Consider the following 18,421-nt stretch of genomic DNA (forward strand, 5'->3'; position numbering starts at 1 on the left):
CGCCGCGCCCAGCGTAGCCTTATCGCACATGCGTGTGCCGGCGTTCGCCCGCATTCACAGGGGAGTTGACGCTATGGTCGGGCGGAGGTGCCTCGTTCCGCGCCGGGCCGGGGAGGGCCCGGGGCGGGAGACGGGGCATCCCGGCACGGCACCGCGCGGAAGACCGCGCGGACCACCGACTTGGGGGGTGGATTTCCACCATGCGTCAGATCGTGGGTTACGCCTCGGGCGTTTTCGATCTCTTCCACATCGGTCACCTGAACATCCTTCGGCATGCCAAGAGCCGGTGCGACCACCTGGTCGCGGGTGTGGTGACGGACGAGGCGGCCGGGGGAATGAAGGGGCGGCCACCGGTCGTCCCCCTGGTCGAGCGACTGGAGATCGTGCGCAGCGTGCGCCATGTGGACGCCGCCTTCGTGGACACCTCGTCGGACAAGCGGATCGCCTGGCAACAGGTGCGCTTCGACGTGCTGTTCAAGGGCGACGACTGGCGCGGGACGCCCAAGGGGGACCGTCTGGAGGCGGAGATGGCGGAGGTGGGCGTGGAGGTCGTGTACTTCCCGTACACCGTGCACACCTCCAGCACCCACCTGCGGCTCGCCCTGGACGCCCTGGCCCGGCCGGCCGCGCCGTCGGCCGGCCCGGGCGAGCCGCTCAGCGGCGCGGGGCGGTGACGGCGACCACCCGCCGGTACCACAGCGCGAGGAAGGCCGCCGCGAAGAGCAGGTTCGCGGCGGCCAGCAGGGCGTAGCCGACGCGGAACCACGGGGCCTGCGCGAGCAGCAGGAACGACCAGCACAGCACGCCGTAGTCGGCCGGCAGGAGGGCCAGGGCCCGCCACCACGGGGGCGGTGTCTCCCGGTCCGCCGCGCCGTCGGCTCCCGTCGATGGTGCGGCGGCCCGTGCGGCCGAGAGCAGTTTGTCGGTCAGCAGGCCGCCGCAGAAGATCACCACCGCCGCCGTCTGGAAGACGAGCGGGACCAGCAGCCAGCTCTCGGCGGGCAGGTCGTGGAAGCGGTACAACGAGACCAGCACCGCGGCGTGCAGGGCGACGACCTTGGCGCAGTCCACCATGTGGTCCAGCCACTCCCCCGCCGGGCTCGCCTCCCGGCGCAGGCGGGCGAGTTGGCCGTCCGCCGAGTCCAGGGCGAAGCCGAGGACCAGCAGGGCCGCCACCGCGATCCCGGTGCCCGGCGACGGCGGGACCAGGGCGATCACCGCGATCCCGGTGTAGGTGAGGGCCGCGCTGATCAGCGTCACGTGGTTGGGTCTCAGCCCCATGACCAGCGCCGCGGCGGCGGCCGGTCGGCCCAGCGGGCGGTTGACCCACCGGGAGTACAGCGAGACGCCCCGGGCGGACTTCCGGACGCCGCGCAGTTCGCGCAGGGCGGCGGTGAAGCCGGTGGGCGGAGCGGGGCGGGGTGCGGCCGGTCGGGCCGGCGCGGCGCCGACCTCCGGTCCCGGTTCGCGCGCGCCGCCGACCACCGTGTCCTCCGCACCCCCGTTCGCGGTCTTCCGTGTCCCCTCGTGCGCGGTGCCGCGCGACGTGTCGCGTGCTGTGTCCCCCACCCCGTCCCCCTCCGATCACGATGTCCCGTCCGGCCCGGGCCGGGCCGGACGGCGCCGGCCGTCGTCTCCGCCTCCCCCGCGCGGGCGGGGGATCGGGGGATCATCCCATGCCGAACGCCGACACGAACACGGATACGATGCATGGGCTCACGCGACGGTCACCGGGGGGCGGGAAGTCGTACGGGAACCGTGTGGATCCGGCCGGCGACACCGGCCGACGATCGGCGGGCGGCGAGCGGTCACCAAGGACACCGAGGAAATCGGTCAACGATCAACGGGGCGCGCCGGGGAACGGCGTGCCGGCGGCGGGGAGGTCCCCATGGGGGCGGTGCGAACGACGGCCCGGACGAACGCTGTGCCGATGGCGCGCCTGGTCGTACTCCTGGCGGTCACGGCACTACTGATGAGCGGCTGCGTGCGGGTGCACGGGGAGAACGCCGTGGTGCCGGCGCTCACCCCGGAGGAGGCGGCGGAGGTCCTGGCCCGCTACGCCGATATCGGCAACGAGGCCAACCCCGTGTACGACGCCGAACTGAACCGGGAGATCGACACCGGTCCCCTCGGTGAGATCAACCAGGCCGGTCACCGGGCCCGGCACGCCGTGCACCCGGAGGGGAACCCGAACTACCGGCCGCTGGACTTCACCGACGTCCGCTTCGCCATCCCCCGGCAGGCCGGATGGCCGAAGTTCTTCCTCGCCGACGCGGAGAGCGGGCGCGCGGGGGACGACAACCGTTGGCTGCTGGTCTTCACCCGGAACTCGATCGAGGAGGAGTGGCGCGCCTCGTACCTGGCCGTGGTGCCCCCGGGGGACACGCCCGAACCGCTGCTGGACGGGGACGGGTGGGCGGAGGCGGTGCCGGTCACCGGGGAGGCCGGCCGGCTGAGCGGCGCCTACGCGGACTTCCTCGCCGGGGCCTCCACCGGGAACGCCGGGGAGGCCGGGAACATCGTCTTCGCCGAGGGGCGGCACACCAGCGGCGAGGTGGAGCGCCGGGAGCAGGAGGGCACCCGCCCCGAATTCGTGGTCCAGTACGGGGACCTGGCCGCCGAGGCCGCCGCGCACGCCCCGGTGGGGCTGCGCACCACCGACGGCGGCGCGCTGGTCTTCTTCGCCTCCCACCACCACGAGAAGAAGACCTGGGCCGAGGGTGAGACGCCCGTGGTGGACGAGTACGTGGAGGCGCTGATGGAGGGCACACCCGATCGTTCGGTGACCTCCGAACGGCTGTCGATCCAGGCCGCCGCGGTCCCCGACGGGGGCGGTCCGGTCCGGGTGCTCGCCCGGATCGCGATGACGGTCACCGCCAGGGGCGAATGAGGGGAACCGCCGGCCGGGGCCCCGACGGTCAGCGGGCCGGCCAGGCCCCGGCCGGGTGGTCGTCCAGGTGCTGTTCGGCATGGGTGGCGCAGGCGTCGGTGAGGGCGCCCAGCAGCGACAGCGGGTCGGGGAGCGGGTGCTCGGGGCCGCGCAGCCAGGTGACGGCGGGCGCGGTCGAGCCGGCGCCGATCGGTCCCGGCAGCCGGGCCGGGGGCACCAGCACGTAGCTGCCCCGGCAGTGCCAGCGCAGACCCGGGTGCTCGACCATGGTCTCGGGGTGGCAGTCCAGCTCGCAGGGCCACCACTCCTCCTCGTCCTCGGGGGTGCCCCGGGTGGCGGTGAAGAAGAGCATCCGCTCGTCCGGCTCGACCAGCGCGACCGGGCCGACCTCCACGCCCGCCGCGTTGAGCCGTTCCAGTGCCGGACGACCGGCACCGGCGGGTACGTCCAGCACGTCGTGCACGCGGCCGGTGGCGGTGATGAAGTTCGCCTCCGGGTCGGCCCGCAGCCAGTGCAGCACTCGGCCGGAGTCGGTGCCGGCCTGGGTCCGCCAGGCCTGGGAGATGGGGTGCCGGGCCGGGGTGGGGCAGCCGATGCGCTCGCAGGAGCAGCCGTACCCGTCGGGGTGGGCGGCCGGCGCCAGCGGCAGTCCGGCCGCGGCGGCGGCGAGCAACAGATCCTCCCGGGCCCGCGCGGCGGCGTCCGCCCCGGCGGCGCGTCGGGCCGCACCGGGCCGCATCCAGCGGAGCAATCCGCGCTCGCTTCTCATGGGCTGACTACCGCCTCACTTCTCCGAGGTCCGCGTGGCCGTTGTCCGACCATCCTGCCCTGTGCTCGACGCGAATGGGTAATCCGGGGGACACCGAAAGGTCGAAAACGGTGACACGTTCGTCACACCGGTGTCATGCCACCGGCATGATCCGGATCCCCGGTGAACACCCGGGGGCCGACCCCCGGGCGACGCGTGTTCGCCCGGTGCCCGGCGGGTGGGCTCCGGTGTCCGCCGCTCACCCACCGGCATCGGGATCGGTGTCCCCGGTGGTCGGGGTCGGGTCGGAGGCGTCGCCCCAGGTCGCGCGGCGGGCCGCCCGGTACGCCTCCCGGTCCCGGCGGGTCACGGTCTCCTCCCGCAGCCCCTCGTCCCGGGTGCACAGGTTCAGCAGGACCAGCCCCTTGCGGACACGGGGACGGCGCACGATCCGGGCGGCGGCCGGGGACGCCCCCTCGGGCAGCGGGGGCCGCACCACCGCCACCCAGGAGTACTTCTCGTCCTCGTGACCGAGTTCCCCGCCCTTGACCCGGCGGTGCAGCGCGGACCGCCCGATCCGGGCGGCGAAGTGGCACCAGTCGGCGCCGGGCACGATCGGGCACTCCCCGTCGTGCGGGCAGGGGGCGAGCAGCCGCATCCCCGCCCCCACCAACCGCTCCCGGACCCGCCGGACGCGGGCGAAGCCCTCGGGGGTGCCCGGCTCGACGAACACCGCGACCCGGCCGGCGGTCCGCGCGACGGCGTCCACCAGGGCGTCGCGGGTCTCCCCGGTCAGCTCGCCCAACACGTAGGAGACGGTCACCAACTCGGCCGCCGGGAGGTCGAGTCCGGGCGCCAGGCGGGCCCGGCGCCACTCGGAGGCGCGCAGCGCGGAGGGTGCCCCGGCACCCCGCGCCAGCTCCCGTCCCAGGTCCAGTGCGGGTCCGGCCCAGTCCAGGACGGTGACCGGGCGCCCGCCGCCCGGCCAGACCGCGTCGGCGGCCCAGATCGCCGCGCCGGTGCCGCCCCCCACGTCCAGGTGCGAGGCCGGCTCCCATCCCGGCAGACGCGCGGCGAGCGCGTCGAGCGCGGCGGAGACCGCTCCGAAGGTGGCGGGCATCCGGTAGGCGGCGTAGGCGGCGGCGTCCGCCCGGTCCCGCAGGATCGGGGCGTCGGTGGGGGTGCGTCCACGGTAGTGGTGGATCAGCCGCTCCACCGCCGCGGCGGTGCCACGTTCGGGCAAACCGTCGAGCAGCACGTCCAGGGCGGCGCGCAGGCGGTCGGCGGGGGCGGGTGCGGTGGTGCCGTTCACCCGCCGATTCTACGGTCGGCGCGATGGCCGGCCCCGACGGCGATCGCCCGGGCCAGTCGGTCGGCCGCAGCCGCCCGGGGCCGGCTGTCGGGGCGGGCGGGCCGGACCGGGTGGACGGTGGTGGCCAGCAGCACCAGGAAGGCGTCCGTGGCGCGGTCCAGGACCAGGGAGGTGCCGGTGAAACCGGTGTGGCCGGCGGCGCCGCGTCCGGCGAGTCCCCCCATGAACCACGGCTGGTCGACCTCGAGACCGAGGCCCGGCGGGTCCAGCAGCAGACGGACCGAGCAGGGGGTGAGGATCGGGCCGCCCCCCGCGAGCAGGGCCCGGCACAGCCTGCCGAGATCGGCGGCGGTGGAGAAGAGACCGGCGTGCCCGGCGATTCCGCCCAGGGCGAAGGCGTTCTCGTCGTGGACCTCGCCGCGCACCATGCCCCGGTCCAGCTTGGCGACGGGACGCCGCTGGTCCTCGGTGGCCGCCGCGCCGGGCACCGGGCCGAAGCCGGTGCGGGTCATGCCGAGGGGTTCGGTGATCCACTCGCGGAGCAGGACGTCGGGACGGCGGCCGGTGACGCGTTCCAGCAGCACGCCCAACGCGATGAGGTTGAGGTCGGAGTAGATCCGGACGGCGCCCGGCGGGTGCAGCGGGGCCTCCCCCCACAGCGGCTCCAGCCGACGACCGGGCGGGGCGTCGTACAGCGGGAGTTCCGGGCGCAGGCCGGAGGTGTGGGTGAGCAGGTGCCGGACGGTGATCGGGGCCTTGCCCGCCGCCCCGAACCCCGGGAGCCGGTCGGCCACCCGGGTGTCGGGGGCGAGTTCGCCCTCCTCCATCAGGCGGACGGCGAGGACGGCCGTGAACACCTTGGTGAGGGAGGCCAGGTCGAAGGGGGTGTCGAGGCGGACCGGTTCCCAGCGCTCCGGCGGGAGTTCGCGGTCCCGGGCGGCCCACCGGAGCGCCCACCCGGCGGCGTGGTGCAGGAGGTCCGCCGGACCGTGCCCGGCGAGCACCACCGCGCCGCCGCACCAGGGGTGTTCCCCGCGCGGGAGGTCGTCCACCTCCCGGCGCAGGGCGTCGGTCTCGGCGGCCGGGTCGCCGGCTCGCTCCCCGGCCCCGGTCGAGGTCAGGAGAGGTCGGCCGTCTTCGGCGGGGCGGTGCGCTGCCATGGACGGCACAGTACGAGGAAGGAGACCCCGGCGATGACCGTGGTGACCAACTGGACGACCGCCATGGGCACGGCGGTGTCCTCCCCCGCCACGCCGACCAGCGGGGAGGCGACCGCCCCGATGAAGAACTGCGCGGCGCCCAGCAGCGCGGAGGCCGAACCCGCCGCGTGCGGGGTGCGCAGCAGCGCCTCCGAGTTGGCGTTGGGCAGGACCAGGGCCATCGCCGACATGAGGACGAAGAGCGCCACGGCCAGCGGGAGGAGACCGATCTCGCCGAACATCCCGGCGGTCATGAGCAGCAGGGCCACCGAGGACACCCCGATGATCACCAGGCCGACCACGATCACCGCGTTCAGCGACACCCGACCGACCAGGATCCGGCCGTTGACCTGACTGAAGGCGATCAGGCCGATGGAATTGACCATGAACAGCAGGCTGAAGGTCTGCGGCGAGGCACCGTAGATCTCCTGGACAACGAAGGGCGAGGCGGCGACGTAGGCGAACAGCGCGGCGAAGGCGAAGCTGCAGGTGAGCAGATAGCCGACGAACACCCGGTCGCGGCACAGTCCCCGCATGTCGCGCAGCGCGGGCCCGACGCCGCCGGCGGTGCGCCGCTCCGGCGGCAACGTCTCCGGCAGCAACCGGACGACGACCAGGACCAGCAGCACACCACCGACGGCGAGCAACACGAACAGGCCGCGCCAGGAGGTGACCAGCAACAACTGACCACCGACCACCGGCGCCAGGATCGGTGCCACCCCGGAGATCAGCATCAGGGTGGAGAAGAAACGAGCCATGGCCAGGCCGTCGAACATGTCCCTGACGATCGCGCGGGCGATGACGATGCCCGCCGCGCCCGCCAACCCCTGGATGGTGCGGAAGACGATGAGCATCTCGATCGACGTGGCGAAGGCGCAGGCCGCCGAGGCCACGATGTAGCAGATCATGCCGGCGATCAGCGGCCGGCGACGGCCGAGTTGATCGCTCATCGGACCGGTGATCAGCTGGCCCAGTCCCAGGCCCAGGAGGCAGGCGGTGAGGGTGAGCTGGACGTTGGCCGCGCCGGTGCCCATCACCTCGCCGATCTCGGGGAGCGCGGGCAGGTAGAGGTCCATCGACAGCGGCGGCAGGGCCGTCAGGCCGCCGAGGATCAGGGTGATGAGGAGACCGGCGCGGCGACGCCGGGAGAGGGGCGGGGAGATGGGCGAGGTCGCCTTCTCCCCACCGGCCGGGAGGGCTCCGACGACGATGTCGGGGACGGGGTCGTGTGCGACCGTGGTGACACACGCGTCGGTGGTAGGGGCCGTCTCGTCGGTGGCCGGGCCGTATCGGGTGGGCCGCCGGGATATGTCCCCGGTCGCCCCGGCGACGGTGCCGGAGGTGAACGGTTCGGGGTCGGGATCGGTCGCGCGGCGGGGACCGGGCTGGGACATACGCCTTCTCCGGATGTTTGCAGGAACCACATAATCATTCCATGCCTTTGTGGCCACCCATGGCGATTTTCGGGGAAGCGCGGAGCCGAAGTCCGTCCGGCGCGCCCGGGCGGCGCGCCCGGCACCGACCGGCGGTGGAGCCGGCCGACGTTCCGTTCCCCCCTCCCGCCCCGACCGGCGGCGTCGGACACGGCCCCGCCACCTCCCGGAATACCCCCACCCGCACGATCGTTGCCCCGGGTATGAGTCTTGGCAGCGACCCCGTCCCCTCCCCCGTCCGCTCCCCGGAATCCCCGCCCTCCGGCGACGCCGGTGATCCCGGCCACACCGGTGATCCGACGGGACACCCACCCGGCCATACGGTGACCGGAGGACGCGAGGTGCTGCACCTGACCGCCTTCTCCGCCGACCCCCGGGGCGGCAACCCCGCGGGAGTGGTACCCGATTCGGGCGATATGACCGACTCCGAACGGCAGGCCCTCGCCACCCGCCTCGGCTACTCCGAGACCGCCTTCCTCGCCCCTCCGCCGCCCGACCTCGACGCGCCGCCGGGACACGGCTTCTCCCTGCGGTTCTTCAGTCCGCTCGCCGAGGTGCCGTTCTGCGGCCACGCCACCATCGCCACGGCCGTGGCGATGGCCGACCGGGTGGATGGGGCGGGCGGTTCGGGGGTTCGGGGTGGTCCGGCCGAAGCGATCCGGCTGGTCTTCGCCACACCGGCCGGAGTGGTGCCGGTGTCGGTCACCAGGAGCCCGGAGGGCCCGCTCGCCACCCTGACCAGCGTCCCCGCCGAGGACTTCCCGGCGCCCGCCGGCCTGGTGGCCGGCGCCCTGGCCGCCCTGGGTTGGTCGGAGGGGGAGTTGGACCCCTCGATCCCGCCCCGGATCGCCTTCGCCGGGGCCCGGCACCTGGTGCTGGCCGCCGCCGGGCGCGACCGGTTGGCGGACATCGGTTACGACACCGACCGCCTCACCCGCCTGATGCTCGCCCACGACCTGACCACCGTGACCCTGATGTGGCGACTGGACGCCACCACCCTGCTGGTGCGCAACCCCTTCCCCGTGGGCGGTGTGGTCGAGGACCCGGCGACCGGCGCGGCCGCGGCGGCGCTGGGCGGCTACCTGCGCTCGGTCGGTGTGGTCGCGGCGGACGCCCGGCTGACCATCCATCAGGGGGTGGAGATGGGACGCCCCTCGGTGCTCTCGGTCGAACTCCGGGCCGGCGACCCCCGGGTCCGGGTCTCGGGTACCGCCGCGCGCGTCCCGGTGTCCTGACACCCCGACACCCCCACCGCCCCCGGGTCACGCGGCCGTCACCCGTGCCCCGGGGGTGTGTGCCCCTCGTACCGTTGGCCCGGAGCCCGGGGCGGGAGGGGACGTATTCACGACGGAACCCCTTCCCGTTCACCTTCCCGTCCCCGGCGGCGTGCCCGTGAATCGGTGTCATGAGAAGACACCCGTACGGACGGACCGCACTCCGCCTCCTCGGCGTCGCCACCACCTGCCTCCTGATGCTGCCGCCCGGCGCCGCCGGCGCCGCCCCCGCCGCGCCGCCCGGCACGGGGTTCCCGACGGCCGCCCTGGACGCCCTGCTGCAGGACCCCCGTCTGGCCGGCGCCCGGGCCGCCGTCGTCGTTCGCGACACCGACACCGGGGCGGTGCTGTACGACCGCGGGGGTCACGACCACCTGACCCCCGCGCAGACCCTGATGGTCGCGACCTCCGCCGCCGTCCTGGAACGGCTCGGGCCCCACCACGAGGCGCAGGCACCGTACCGCTGGCACACCGAGGTCGTGGAGATCGCGGGCTCCTCGCCGGGCACCACCGACCTCGTGCTGCGCGGGTACGGCGACCCCACCACGACCGTCTCCGATTACCGGGACCTCGCCGAGCAGGTCGCGGACGCCGGGATCACCACCGTCACCGGGGACCTCGTGATCGCCTCCGGCGTCTTCGGCGGCCTCTTCTCCCCGGACCGGTACGGAACCGGCTGGACCGTGGACGACCTCGGCACACCCTCCGGCGCCCCGGTCTCGCAGCTGACCCTCTCCCCCGACCCGGACCCCGGAGCGGGAGGTGGGGACGGGCGATACCTCACCAACACCGTGCGACTCACCGTCGAACCGGGCGCGGACGGTTGGTCGCCGCCGACGGTGACGGTCCATCCGGAGTCCTCCGCCGTACCGGTGGACCCGCGGGTGACCACCTCCTCCGAGACCCGCCTCCTCGCGTACCGGAACCCGGGCGACGGCACGCTCGTCGTCGTCGGATGGATCGCCCCCGGCGCCGAGCCCCCGGTGGTCCACCTGCCGGTCCCCGATCCGCACCGCCACGCGGGAGAGGTGTTCGCCGCCGCGCTCGCCGACGCCGGGGTGGAGGTGGCGGGTGATCTGCGCGTCGACCTCGACATGACCGGGTACCTCGAGCCGGTGGCCGAGCACCTCTCCGCCCCGATCACCGACATGGCACGGCACCTGCTCGAACACCCGAACGTCCCGCACGCCGAGGCCTGGCTGCGCACCCTCGGGTGGGAGAACACCGGGGTGGGAACCGTGGAGCAGGGCCTGCTGATGGTGGCCGGGGCCCTGGCCGACCTCGGCCTCACGGAGTCGATCCCCCGCCAGGTGGACGGCTCGGGACTGTCGCGGGACAACCTGGTCGACGCGCACGGGCTCACCGAGGTGTTGCTCGGCACCCGGGACCGCTTCTGGTACCCGGCGTGGTACGACGCGTTGCCGAAGGCCTGCGCGGCCGACGGGTCCGGGGCCCTCGCGGAGCGGTTCTGCGACGGCCCGGCGGCCGGCGTCACCCGGGCCGTTCCCGGTGAACTGCCGGGAATCGACGGACTGGTGGGGTACACCACCGACACCGATGGGCGCGAACTGGCCTTCGCCGTACTGCTGAACCACGTGCGGGAGCCGGCCGCCGCGCGGGAGGTGGTGGACGCCGTCGTCACCACCCTGGCCGGGGGCGGGGCGGCCCCTCCGAAGCCGGGGCCGGGAAAGCCCGGGAAACCGGGCGGGCCGGGCAAGCCCGGAGTGCCCGGTGGACCGCGTGACACCGAGGCCGTCGCCTCCACCCCGACCGTCCGGGTCACCGCCGACCGTCCCGTCCGGCGCGGGACGCGCTGACCCGGTTTCCCGGGGCGTCCGCGTGACGCGGGCGCCCCGGCCCACCGGTGGTTCCGTACCCGGCCGGTCGGCGGGTTCCTCCGCGTCGAGCTGCCCGGATCACCCGGCCGGGGCGGACCCGGCCGGGGCGGTGGGGAGAGGTCGGAAATCCCGCCCCGGCGAGCGGGAGGAGCGGGTCCTCCCGTCGGGGTCCCCCGCCCGGGGCCCCGGGACGACCGGGCCGCTCACCGGACGTCGCGGACCGCCGGCAGCCGCAGGGCCAGCAGGGCCACGTCGTCCGGATGGTGGTCGGCCAGCAGGCCGGCGAGCAGTTCGTCGCAGAACACCGGGAGCGGCTCGCGGGCCAGGGCGGCGGCGTGCTGCCGCAACCGGGTCAGGCCCAGGTCGATGCTCTCCCCGCGTCGCTCGATCAGCCCGTCGGTGTACAACACCAGGGTCGAACGGGCCGGGAGCCGATCGACGGCGCTGGGCCGATTCACCCCGGGGGAGACCCCGAGCATCATGCCCCGCCCGCCCTCCAGGTAGTGGGTGTCGCCCTCCGGGCCGACCAGCAGCATGGGCAGGTGACCGGCCGAGGAGTGGTTCAGCTCCCACACCCCGTCCTCGGGGTGTCGCAGGACCGCGTACAGGCAGGTGGCGGTGGTCCGGGAGACCGTGTGGTGGGCCAGGTCGAGGCGCCCGATGATCTTCCCCGGCGGCTCCTGCCGGTCGCAGGCGATACCGCGCAGCATGTTCCGCAGCTGGCTCATCTCCACGGCGGCGCGCATGTCGTGGCCGGTCACGTCGCCGATGATCAGCGCGGTGTCGCCGGTGGGCAGCAGGAAGCCGTCGTACCAGTCACCGCCGACCTCGGCGGCCTCGGTCCGCGCGGGGACGTACCGGGCGGCGAGTTCCAGGTGCCCCACCCGTGAGAGGTCGGGCAGCAGGGCCCGCTGGAACTGTTCGGCGGTGTGCCGGACCTCCCGGTGCAGGCGGGCGTTGTCGACCGCCAGCGCGATCCGGTGGCACAGGTCGTCCACCAGTTCGAGATGGTCGGTGTCGAAAGGCTGCTCGCGTTCGGCCGTCCGGGCGAGGGTGAGGACGCCCAGGACACGACGACGGGCCCGCAGCGGGGCCACCACGGCGGAGGTCGCGGGCACCCGACCCAGCAGTTCGGGGGAGTCCGCCGCGGGGGGGTCGGTGGGCTCCGGCGGATCGGTGATCAGCAGGGGCCCGGCACCGCGCAGCACCCGGACCGCCGGACCGCCGGCACCCCGGGGATGCCGGGGCAGCCGTCCGGTGGGCAGATCGGGCGGCAGGGTGGGCGGGTCGTGGTGCACGACGACCACGCGATGCAGGTGGTGGCCCCCGTCGTCACGTTCCACGTCCTCGATCAGGTCCACGGCACACCAGTCGGCGAGCTGCGGCACCAGGATGCGACACACCCGCCGCAAGCCCTTGGCCGCGTCCAGGGTGCTGCCCAGGGCCGTGGTGACCTCGGCGATGAGGGCGAGCCGGCTCAGCGCGCGCTGCAGCACGTCGTCCAGGTCGTAAGCGTCCACGTACCTCCTCCCGGATGCCGTTCCCGTCCCGTCCCGACGCGGAGCCGGGACCCCCACCCTGCCCCCATCCGGCGGGAACCGCCCCCTCGGCGAACCGTGAATCCCGCCCCCCCGCCTGTTATACACCCTTTCGGAAAGGTTTCCGGGGGCGGCGGGACGGCGGTACCCCGCGACACGACGGTGCCCGATCGCACGGGGCCGCTTCGGGGACGACCACCGGAGGGAGGACCGAGGGGAACCGGTCCCGGGGGGAGGCCGGGGGGTGTCCCCGGGTGGCGACCCGTGACGGTGGGCGGGGGCCGGTCCCGGGGACCGGGGAGGCCGGCTTCACCGGGGTTCGAACCACCGACGACGGCACAGCGGCAGACGAGTCGCGCTGTACGCCGGGTTCTGTCTCCCGGGGGCCTCGCGGCCCCGGGGGAGGCGGTCATCCATCTAGGACTGCCGTTGCCGACAGCCTCCAGCGGCCTACCCGCGGACTCGGGCGGGCAGCCCTCGAACGTCCGCGCAGGACCGCCTCGCGGCGGTCCCTCTCGGCCTTGCTCCGGGTGAGGTTTACCGAGCCGCCCGGGTCACCCCGGGCGCTGGTGGTCTCTTACACCACCGTTTCACCCTTACCGGGTGCCGCCGAAGCGGCCCCGGCGGTCTGTTTTCTGTGGCACTGTCTCGCGGGTCACCCCGGGTGGCCATTAGCCACCACCCTGCCCTGCGGAGCCCGGACGTTCCTCGTCGGCGCCCCCGGGGGCGCCGACGCGACCGCCCGCGCGACTCGTCTGCCGTGATCACATCCTACCCGGCTGGCGTTCCCGCTCCCGACCGGCCCGGGAGCCCCGCGCACCCGCCCGGAACGCCCCGGCACGGGCGCCCCGTACGCTGACCGGTGGCCGACCGGAGAGGCCGGCGGGGAGGTCGAGGCGAGGAGAGGGAACGCCGTGCTGGTGCTGTTGCCACCGTCCGAGGGAAAGGCCGAGCGGGAGGGGGACGGTCCGCCGCTGGATCTCGGCTCCCTCGCCCTGCCCGGGCTGAACGACGCCCGGAGGACCGTGCTGACCGAGTTGGTGGAGCTGTGCTCCGGCGATCCCGACAAGGCCCGCGAGGTGCTGGGGCTCGGCCCCCGCCGGGCCGGGGAGATCGGTCTCAACGCCGCACTGTGGTCGGCACCCACCCTCCCGGCGGGCGAGCTGTACACCGGGGTGCTGTACGACGCCCTGGACCTGCCCTCCCTGGGCCCGGAGGCCCGGCGACGGGCCGCGGAGTCGGTGCTGATCCTCTCCGGACCGCTGGGCGCGCTGCGGGTGGACGACCGGGTGCCCGCCCACCGCTGTTCGGTGGGGGTGCGATTGCCGGCGCTGGGCGGACTGGGGCCGTTCTGGCGGGGCCCGATGGCGGAGACGATGCCCGCCGAGGCCGGGAAACGGCCGATCCTCGACCTGCGCTCGGCCGCCTACGCCACCATGTGGAAGCCGACCGGCGAGTGGGCCCGTCGCACGATCACCGTCCGGGTACTGCACTCCCGGACGGTGGACGGCGAGGAGAAGCGGAGCGTGGTCAGCCACTTCAACAAGGCGACCAAGGGCCGCCTGTTGCGGGACCTGCTGGAGTCGGGGCTGCGGCCCGCCGATCCGGCGGCCCTCGTCGACGCGTTGCGGGAACTCGGGCACCGGGTGGAAGAACCCGGCGCCGGGCGGTTGGACGTCGTCGTCACCGAGGTGTGAGTCCCGGGCACCCGGGACTCCCCCGGCCCCGGTCCCCGGTCGGGCGGCCGGGGACCGGCGGGGATCGGTTCAGCCGTCGGCCCGGCGCAGGTGGGCGGTGTCGTTGAGCAGCCGCAGGGTGGCGTTGCCGTCGGCGTGGTGGGCGACCTCGGACAACGAGGCGGCGGACAGCTCCATGCGGAACAGCGACTCGGGCGGGGCCCCGAGGGCGAGCCGCACCAGTGACTTGATCGGGGTCACGTGGGTGACCACCAGCACCGTCCGACGGGGATACCGGGCGATCACCGCGTCCCGGGCCGCCGCGACCCGGCGGGCGACGGTCTCGAAGCTCTCCCCTCCCCCGGTGGGGCGCACCCGGGACGAGGCCAACCAGGCGTCCAGATCGGCGGGGTGACGTTCGCGCACCTCGGCGAAGGTCAGCCCCTCCCAGGCGCCGAAGTCGGTCTCGCGCATCCCCTCCTCCACTCGCACCGGCAGGCCGAGCCGGTTGGCGACCACCCCGGCGGTCCGCCGGCAGCGCAGCAACGGGGAGGTGACGATCGCCCCCACGGTGCCCCGGTCGGCGAGGGCGTCGGCGACCGCCCCGGCCTGGCGCAGTCCCGTCGGGGAGAGGTCGGGGTCCCCGCCGCCGCTGCCGGAGAAGCGCTTCTGCGGGGTGAGCGGGGTCTCCCCGTGCCGTAGCAGCACCAGGGTGGTCGGCGGACCGAGGTCCGGGCCCCAGCCGGGCGCCGTGCCGGCGGGGGTCCCGGCGGCGGGGTCACCGGGGTTCGGGCTCCCGGTGGGACTCCCGGCGGAATGTCCGGCGGCGGGGGACGACGCGGCCGTGCCGCCGGCGTCGCCGGAACCGGTGCCGGCCCCCCCGTCCGTTCCGCCGCCGTGTCCGGCGGGTTCCGGGCCGCCCCCGGACCCGCCATGGGCCTCCGCGGCCGGCACGCGGCCGTCAGTGGTGTCGGACACGCTCCGGATCACAGCCCCGAGTCGGCGGTCCGCACCAGCACCCGGCCACAGTTCTCGCAGCGCACCACGGTGTCGGCGGGGGCCCGACGGATGTCGTTGAGCTCGGTGATGTCGAGTTCCAGTCGGCAGCCCTCGCACTGCTTGCGGTACAGGCGCGCCGCGCCGATCCCGCCGTACTGCCCGCGCAGCCGGTCGTACAGCTTGAGCAGGGCCTCCGGCAGGGTCCGGGCCACCGCCTCGCGCTCCCGGCGCACGGTCGCGGCCTCCTCCTCGATCCCGCCGACGGCGGTGTCCCGGCGCTCGCGGACGACGGCGGCCCGGGCCTCCAGGCCACCGACGATGCCGTCGGCCTCCCGGGCGTGCTCGGCGGCGGCCTCGTGGCGCTCCATGATCTCCAGGACGACGTTCTCCAGGTCGTCCTGACGACGGGCCAGTGAGACGAGTTCGCTCTGCAGGCTCTCCAGGTCCTTGGGGTTGGCGACGGCGCCGGAGTCCAACCGCTGCTGGTTGCGCTCGGCGCGGCGGCGGACCTGATCGACATCCTGCTCCGCCTTGGTCTGCTCGCGGGCGGTATCGCTCTCCTCGGCGCGGGCGGCCACCAGCAGATCCCGCTGCTGGGTCACCTCGGCCTCCAACTCGCGGAGTTCGGCGTGCTCGGGGAGGTTGGCGAGCCGGTGGTCGAGCTGGGTGAGCCGGATGTCCAAGGCCTGCAGGTCGAGGAGGCGGAGCTGGTCGGCGGGTTCTGCGTTCAGTTGGGGGCTCCCGGGGTCACGAATCGGAGGGGACGGCGGACGCGTCGCGGTCGGTGGGGCACCGGGCCGCGACGGGCCCGGGCCGGCGGGTGGGCCCCGGTGGGGCGGTGGGGGGCTGTCGTCGTTCAGCGCAGCATGACCGCATGGGTGCTCCACGGGTCGGTGACCCGGCCGGAGACGCGGACATCCAGGTTCCAGCCCGACTCCGCGGCGATCGCGGTGAGTTGGCCGGCCGCCTGCTCGCACCACGGATGTTCGGTGGCCCAGTGGGCGGCGTCCAGCAGAGCGGGGCCGGAACCGGTGTGCGCGGTCGTCTCGGCCGCCTCCGAGGCCGGATGATGCCGCAGGTCGGCGGTCAGGTAGGCGTCGGCGCCCAGCGCGCGCACGCGTTCCAGCAGGCTGTCGCCGGATCCGCCGCAGACCGCGAGGGTGCGCACGGTCCGGTCCGGGTCACCCGCCGCCCGGATGCCCTGCGCGGTGGCGGGCAGGCGGGCGGCGGCGTGTTCGGCCAGGGCCGCGAGCGTCATCGGCGCGGGCAGTCGCCCGAAGCGGCCCAGCCCGCGGCGGCCGGTGGGGTCGGCGGGGTCGGGCACGAGGGGGACGAGGGGGGAATCGGCGCCCAGTCCCAGCCGACCGGCGAGGGCGTCCGAGACACCGGGGTCGGCGCGGTCGGCGTTGGTGTGCGCGACGTGCAGGGCGATGCCGTGGCGGATGAGGGAGTGCACGACCCGACCCTTGAAGGTGTCGGTCGCCACCGTGGTGGTGCCCCGCAGGTAGAGCGGGTGATGGGTGACCAGCAGGTCCACGTCGGCGGCGATCGCCTCCTCGACGACGACGGGCACCGGGTCGACGGCGAACAGCACCCGCCGCACCGGGGCGTCCGGCTCGCCGCAGACCGTGCCGACGGCGTCCCAGTCCTCGGCGGTGTCGGGAGGCCAGAGGGCGTCGAGGGAGCTGATCACATCGGTGAGTACGGGCACGCGCCCAGGCTACCCGCCCCGGAGAGGGGCCCGGGGCGCCCGGGGCCGGCGCTTCCGACACGATGGTCGAGGGCGCCGCGGACCGGGCGGAAACCCCCCGGGGTGTCACCCGTACGCGTGAAGCCTCCCGTCACACGTTGTTCGGCCGGTGGGACGAAACCTAACGTCCTCACCGGAGGTGGTCGGATCATGACCGTCGGTGTCACCGCGCGGCCGGGCGTCGCGCAGATCGAACCCGCCCGGCAGACCGGGCAGCGGGGCGCCCCACCGGGGCTCCCGGCGCCCCGTCGGATCGGCGGCGGGCGCGGCCCGGCGGCGGCGGACACCGGGCCGGTGATACCGCCGTTCCCGTCGGAACCCCCGCCGGGTGCGGCGGCGATCGGGGCGCCGGCGACCGCGGCGGCACCCGACTCCGCCGACGGGGCCGCCCCCGCCCCGCCGGCACCGCCGGTGGCCACCACCGACCTGTCCTACGCGGCCCGTCTGGTCCACCCGCCGGCGGGCCCCGGCGCGGACCGGGGGCCCGCCGGCCCGGACGACGACGGCGGGCCCCGCGCCCGGCACGCGGAGCGGTGGACCCTGACCGGCCCGGAGCCCTACGTGGTGCCGCTGCCGGCCGGGCGGGTCGAGGCCGCGCACGCGCAGGTCCTCGCGCTCTCCGACGGGCTGGTGCTGCTCGCCCGGCCGGAGGACGACGGGCACCGGTTCGTGCTGCTCTACCCCTCGGGGCCGGGCACCGCCGAGGTGCCGTTGGGCGGATTGTCCGGCCCGGGGATGCGGCTGCTGCCCCCGGTGCCGGGCGGCAGACGGGCGTACGCGCTGCTGCCGGAGGCGGACGCCACCGGCGTCTGGTTGATCCGCGGGGGCGGGGTGCGGGCCCCCGTCCGGGTGGCGCGCGTCCCCGGCCGGTGCTCGGGCGGCGCGTGGCTGGACCGGGAGGGCCGACTGTTGGCGGTCGACCGCTTCGACGGGACGACCGGTCTCACCCGGGCCGTCACGGTGGACGTGGCGACCGGCGCCGGCGCGACTCCCCTGTTGGAGATCGGCGGGCACAGCAACGACCGGTTGCTGCTCGCCGATCCGGACAGTGGCCTGCTGTTGGTGCGGTCGGACGCTCCCGGCACCGACCGCGTCGGGTGGGGGGTGCTGGGCAGCCGGAGCCCCGCGCGTTTCCCCGACGCCCTGCACCCGGACGGCCCGGCTCCCCGGCCGCTGGCGATCCAGCCCGGTCAGGCGCTGACACCGGAGACCTGTGCGGTGGCCCTGCACCTGTCGGGGCCCGGGGGTGACCGGGTGGGGGTGTGGTGTCCCGGCCTGCGCGGTGTACGGGAACCCGGGGTACCCGCCGGCTGGTTGATCGGCGCCGGGTGGTGGACGGCCGGCGGAGAGCTGTTGCTGCCGTACGACACGCCCGGTGTCCCGCCGGGGGTGGCCCGCCGCGCGGTGCCGGTCGGGGAGCCGGAGGCGGCGGCGCCGTCCCGGCCCGCGGCCTTTCCGTTCCCCTTCGTGGGGTACCCCGCGGCCCCCGGGACCCCGACCCCGACCGGCGCGGTATCGGTGGACCCGGCACCGGCCGGCGCGGCATCCGTGGGTCGGGGCCGCACCGCCGACCGCACCGCCGGGGCCCCCGCGACGCCCGGTCCGATCGGGACCCCGCCCCCCGGCGCGCCGGGGCGGATTCCGGCGGGCGTGGGCGCGGGTTCGGGACCCACCCGCCCGGTGCCCCTGCACCTGGCCCCACCGGCCCGGCGCTGAGGCCTCCCGCCGCCGGGCCGGGCGGACCCCGGCCGGCGGCCCGGCGTC

14 protein-coding genes, 1 other RNA gene and 1 pseudogene are annotated in these 18,421 nt (G+C 75.3%); 6 read left to right on the forward strand and 10 right to left on the reverse strand.

What is annotated here, in order from left to right; translation table 11 throughout:
* Positions 1-200 precede the first annotated feature (200 nt).
* On the forward strand, positions 201-674 hold the full coding sequence (locus LZF96_RS14495; protein ID WP_233871414.1) for an adenylyltransferase/cytidyltransferase family protein: 474 nt from the start codon (positions 201-203) through the stop codon (positions 672-674).
* Here the strand turns inward: LZF96_RS14495 and LZF96_RS14500 are convergent.
* On the reverse strand, positions 655-1,386 hold the full coding sequence (locus LZF96_RS14500; protein WP_374203237.1) for a CDP-alcohol phosphatidyltransferase family protein: 732 nt from the start codon (positions 1,384-1,386) through the stop codon (positions 655-657). The genes LZF96_RS14495 and LZF96_RS14500 overlap by 20 nt on opposite strands.
* A 544-nt stretch (positions 1,387-1,930) precedes the next feature.
* Here LZF96_RS14500 and LZF96_RS14505 point away from each other — a divergent pair.
* A complete protein-coding gene (locus LZF96_RS14505; RefSeq protein WP_233871417.1) occupies positions 1,931-2,890 on the forward strand; it encodes a hypothetical protein in 960 nt (319 codons plus the stop codon).
* A gap of 28 nt (positions 2,891-2,918) precedes the next feature.
* On the opposite strand, the gene LZF96_RS14510 is transcribed toward LZF96_RS14505, so the two are convergent.
* The 4 genes from LZF96_RS14510 to LZF96_RS14525 form a co-directional block, all read right to left on the reverse strand.
* On the reverse strand, positions 2,919-3,659 hold the full coding sequence (locus tag LZF96_RS14510; protein ID WP_374203234.1) for a bifunctional DNA primase/polymerase: 741 nt from the start codon (positions 3,657-3,659) through the stop codon (positions 2,919-2,921).
* A 238-nt stretch (positions 3,660-3,897) separates the two neighbouring features.
* On the reverse strand, positions 3,898-4,950 hold the full coding sequence (locus LZF96_RS14515) for a small ribosomal subunit Rsm22 family protein (protein WP_233871420.1): 1,053 nt from the start codon (positions 4,948-4,950) through the stop codon (positions 3,898-3,900).
* On the reverse strand, positions 4,947-6,110 hold the full coding sequence (locus LZF96_RS14520) for a serine hydrolase (RefSeq protein ID WP_233871423.1): 1,164 nt from the start codon (positions 6,108-6,110) through the stop codon (positions 4,947-4,949). Before LZF96_RS14520 ends, LZF96_RS14515 begins: the two co-directional genes overlap by 4 nt.
* Positions 6,068-7,543 (reverse strand): multidrug effflux MFS transporter, encoded by a 1,476-nt coding sequence (locus tag LZF96_RS14525; protein WP_233871426.1) that lies wholly within the window; start codon positions 7,541-7,543, stop codon positions 6,068-6,070. The genes LZF96_RS14520 and LZF96_RS14525 overlap by 43 nt, the downstream gene beginning before the upstream one ends.
* Positions 7,544-7,785: 242 nt before the next feature.
* Between LZF96_RS14525 and LZF96_RS14530 the strand changes: the two genes are divergently transcribed.
* Positions 7,786-8,817, forward strand: coding sequence for a PhzF family phenazine biosynthesis protein (locus LZF96_RS14530; RefSeq protein ID WP_233871429.1), 1,032 nt, complete (start codon positions 7,786-7,788; stop codon positions 8,815-8,817).
* 170 nt (positions 8,818-8,987) lie between these two features.
* The gene (dacB, locus tag LZF96_RS14535; protein WP_233871432.1) at positions 8,988-10,673 is read left to right on the forward strand and encodes a D-alanyl-D-alanine carboxypeptidase/D-alanyl-D-alanine-endopeptidase; all 1,686 of its coding nucleotides are present in this window, start codon (positions 8,988-8,990) and stop codon (positions 10,671-10,673) included.
* Between the two features lie 224 nt (positions 10,674-10,897).
* Here the strand turns inward: dacB and LZF96_RS14540 are convergent, their stop codons facing one another.
* Positions 10,898-12,214, reverse strand: coding sequence for a PP2C family protein-serine/threonine phosphatase (locus LZF96_RS14540; RefSeq protein WP_233871435.1), 1,317 nt, complete (start codon positions 12,212-12,214; stop codon positions 10,898-10,900).
* 363 nt (positions 12,215-12,577) lie between these two features.
* An RNA gene (rnpB, locus tag LZF96_RS14545) (RNase P RNA component class A) lies at positions 12,578-12,986 on the reverse strand.
* Between the two features lie 160 nt (positions 12,987-13,146).
* Between rnpB and yaaA the strand changes: the two genes are divergently transcribed.
* Entirely contained in the window at positions 13,147-13,929 is a 783-nt protein-coding gene (gene yaaA, locus LZF96_RS14550) for a peroxide stress protein YaaA (RefSeq protein WP_233871438.1), read from the forward strand.
* Between the two features lie 69 nt (positions 13,930-13,998).
* On the opposite strand, the pseudogene LZF96_RS14555 reads toward yaaA, so the two are convergent.
* The 3 genes and pseudogenes from LZF96_RS14555 to LZF96_RS14565 all read right to left on the reverse strand — a co-directional run.
* A pseudogene (locus tag LZF96_RS14555) lies at positions 13,999-14,661 on the reverse strand (histidine phosphatase family protein); the annotation flags it as partial.
* Between the two features lie 233 nt (positions 14,662-14,894).
* The gene (locus LZF96_RS14560; protein WP_233871588.1) at positions 14,895-15,638 is read right to left on the reverse strand and encodes a zinc ribbon domain-containing protein; all 744 of its coding nucleotides are present in this window, start codon (positions 15,636-15,638) and stop codon (positions 14,895-14,897) included.
* Positions 15,639-15,763: 125 nt separating this feature from the next.
* Positions 15,764-16,618 (reverse strand): Nif3-like dinuclear metal center hexameric protein, encoded by an 855-nt coding sequence (locus LZF96_RS14565; RefSeq protein WP_233871441.1) that lies wholly within the window; start codon positions 16,616-16,618, stop codon positions 15,764-15,766.
* A gap of 189 nt (positions 16,619-16,807) precedes the next feature.
* Here LZF96_RS14565 and LZF96_RS14570 point away from each other — a divergent pair, with 189 nt between their 5' ends.
* Positions 16,808-18,373 (forward strand): hypothetical protein, encoded by a 1,566-nt coding sequence (locus tag LZF96_RS14570; protein WP_233871444.1) that lies wholly within the window; start codon positions 16,808-16,810, stop codon positions 18,371-18,373.
* The last annotated feature ends 48 nt before the right edge of the window (positions 18,374-18,421 follow it).

The organism is Streptomyces sp. ST2-7A (genome assembly GCF_021390475.1).
Lineage (GTDB): Bacteria > Actinomycetota > Actinomycetes > Streptomycetales > Streptomycetaceae > Streptomyces.

Bases quoted from the DNA above. Each gene is read 5' to 3' on its own strand.
- LZF96_RS14495 (WP_233871414.1), top strand. From the start codon at position 201: ATGCGTCAGATCGTGGGTTACGCCTCGGGCGTTTTCGATCTCTTCCAC.
- LZF96_RS14505 (WP_233871417.1), top strand. From the start codon at position 1,931: ATGGCGCGCCTGGTCGTACTCCTGGCGGTCACGGCACTACTGATGAGC.
- LZF96_RS14510 (WP_374203234.1), bottom strand. From the start codon at position 3,659: ATGAGAAGCGAGCGCGGATTGCTCCGCTGGATGCGGCCCGGTGCGGCC.
- LZF96_RS14520 (WP_233871423.1), bottom strand. From the start codon at position 6,110: ATGGCAGCGCACCGCCCCGCCGAAGACGGCCGACCTCTCCTGACCTCG.
- LZF96_RS14525 (WP_233871426.1), bottom strand. From the start codon at position 7,543: ATGTCCCAGCCCGGTCCCCGCCGCGCGACCGATCCCGACCCCGAACCG.
- LZF96_RS14530 (WP_233871429.1), top strand. From the start codon at position 7,786: ATGAGTCTTGGCAGCGACCCCGTCCCCTCCCCCGTCCGCTCCCCGGAA.
- dacB (WP_233871432.1), top strand. From the start codon at position 8,988: ATGAGAAGACACCCGTACGGACGGACCGCACTCCGCCTCCTCGGCGTC.
- LZF96_RS14570 (WP_233871444.1), top strand. From the start codon at position 16,808: ATGACCGTCGGTGTCACCGCGCGGCCGGGCGTCGCGCAGATCGAACCC.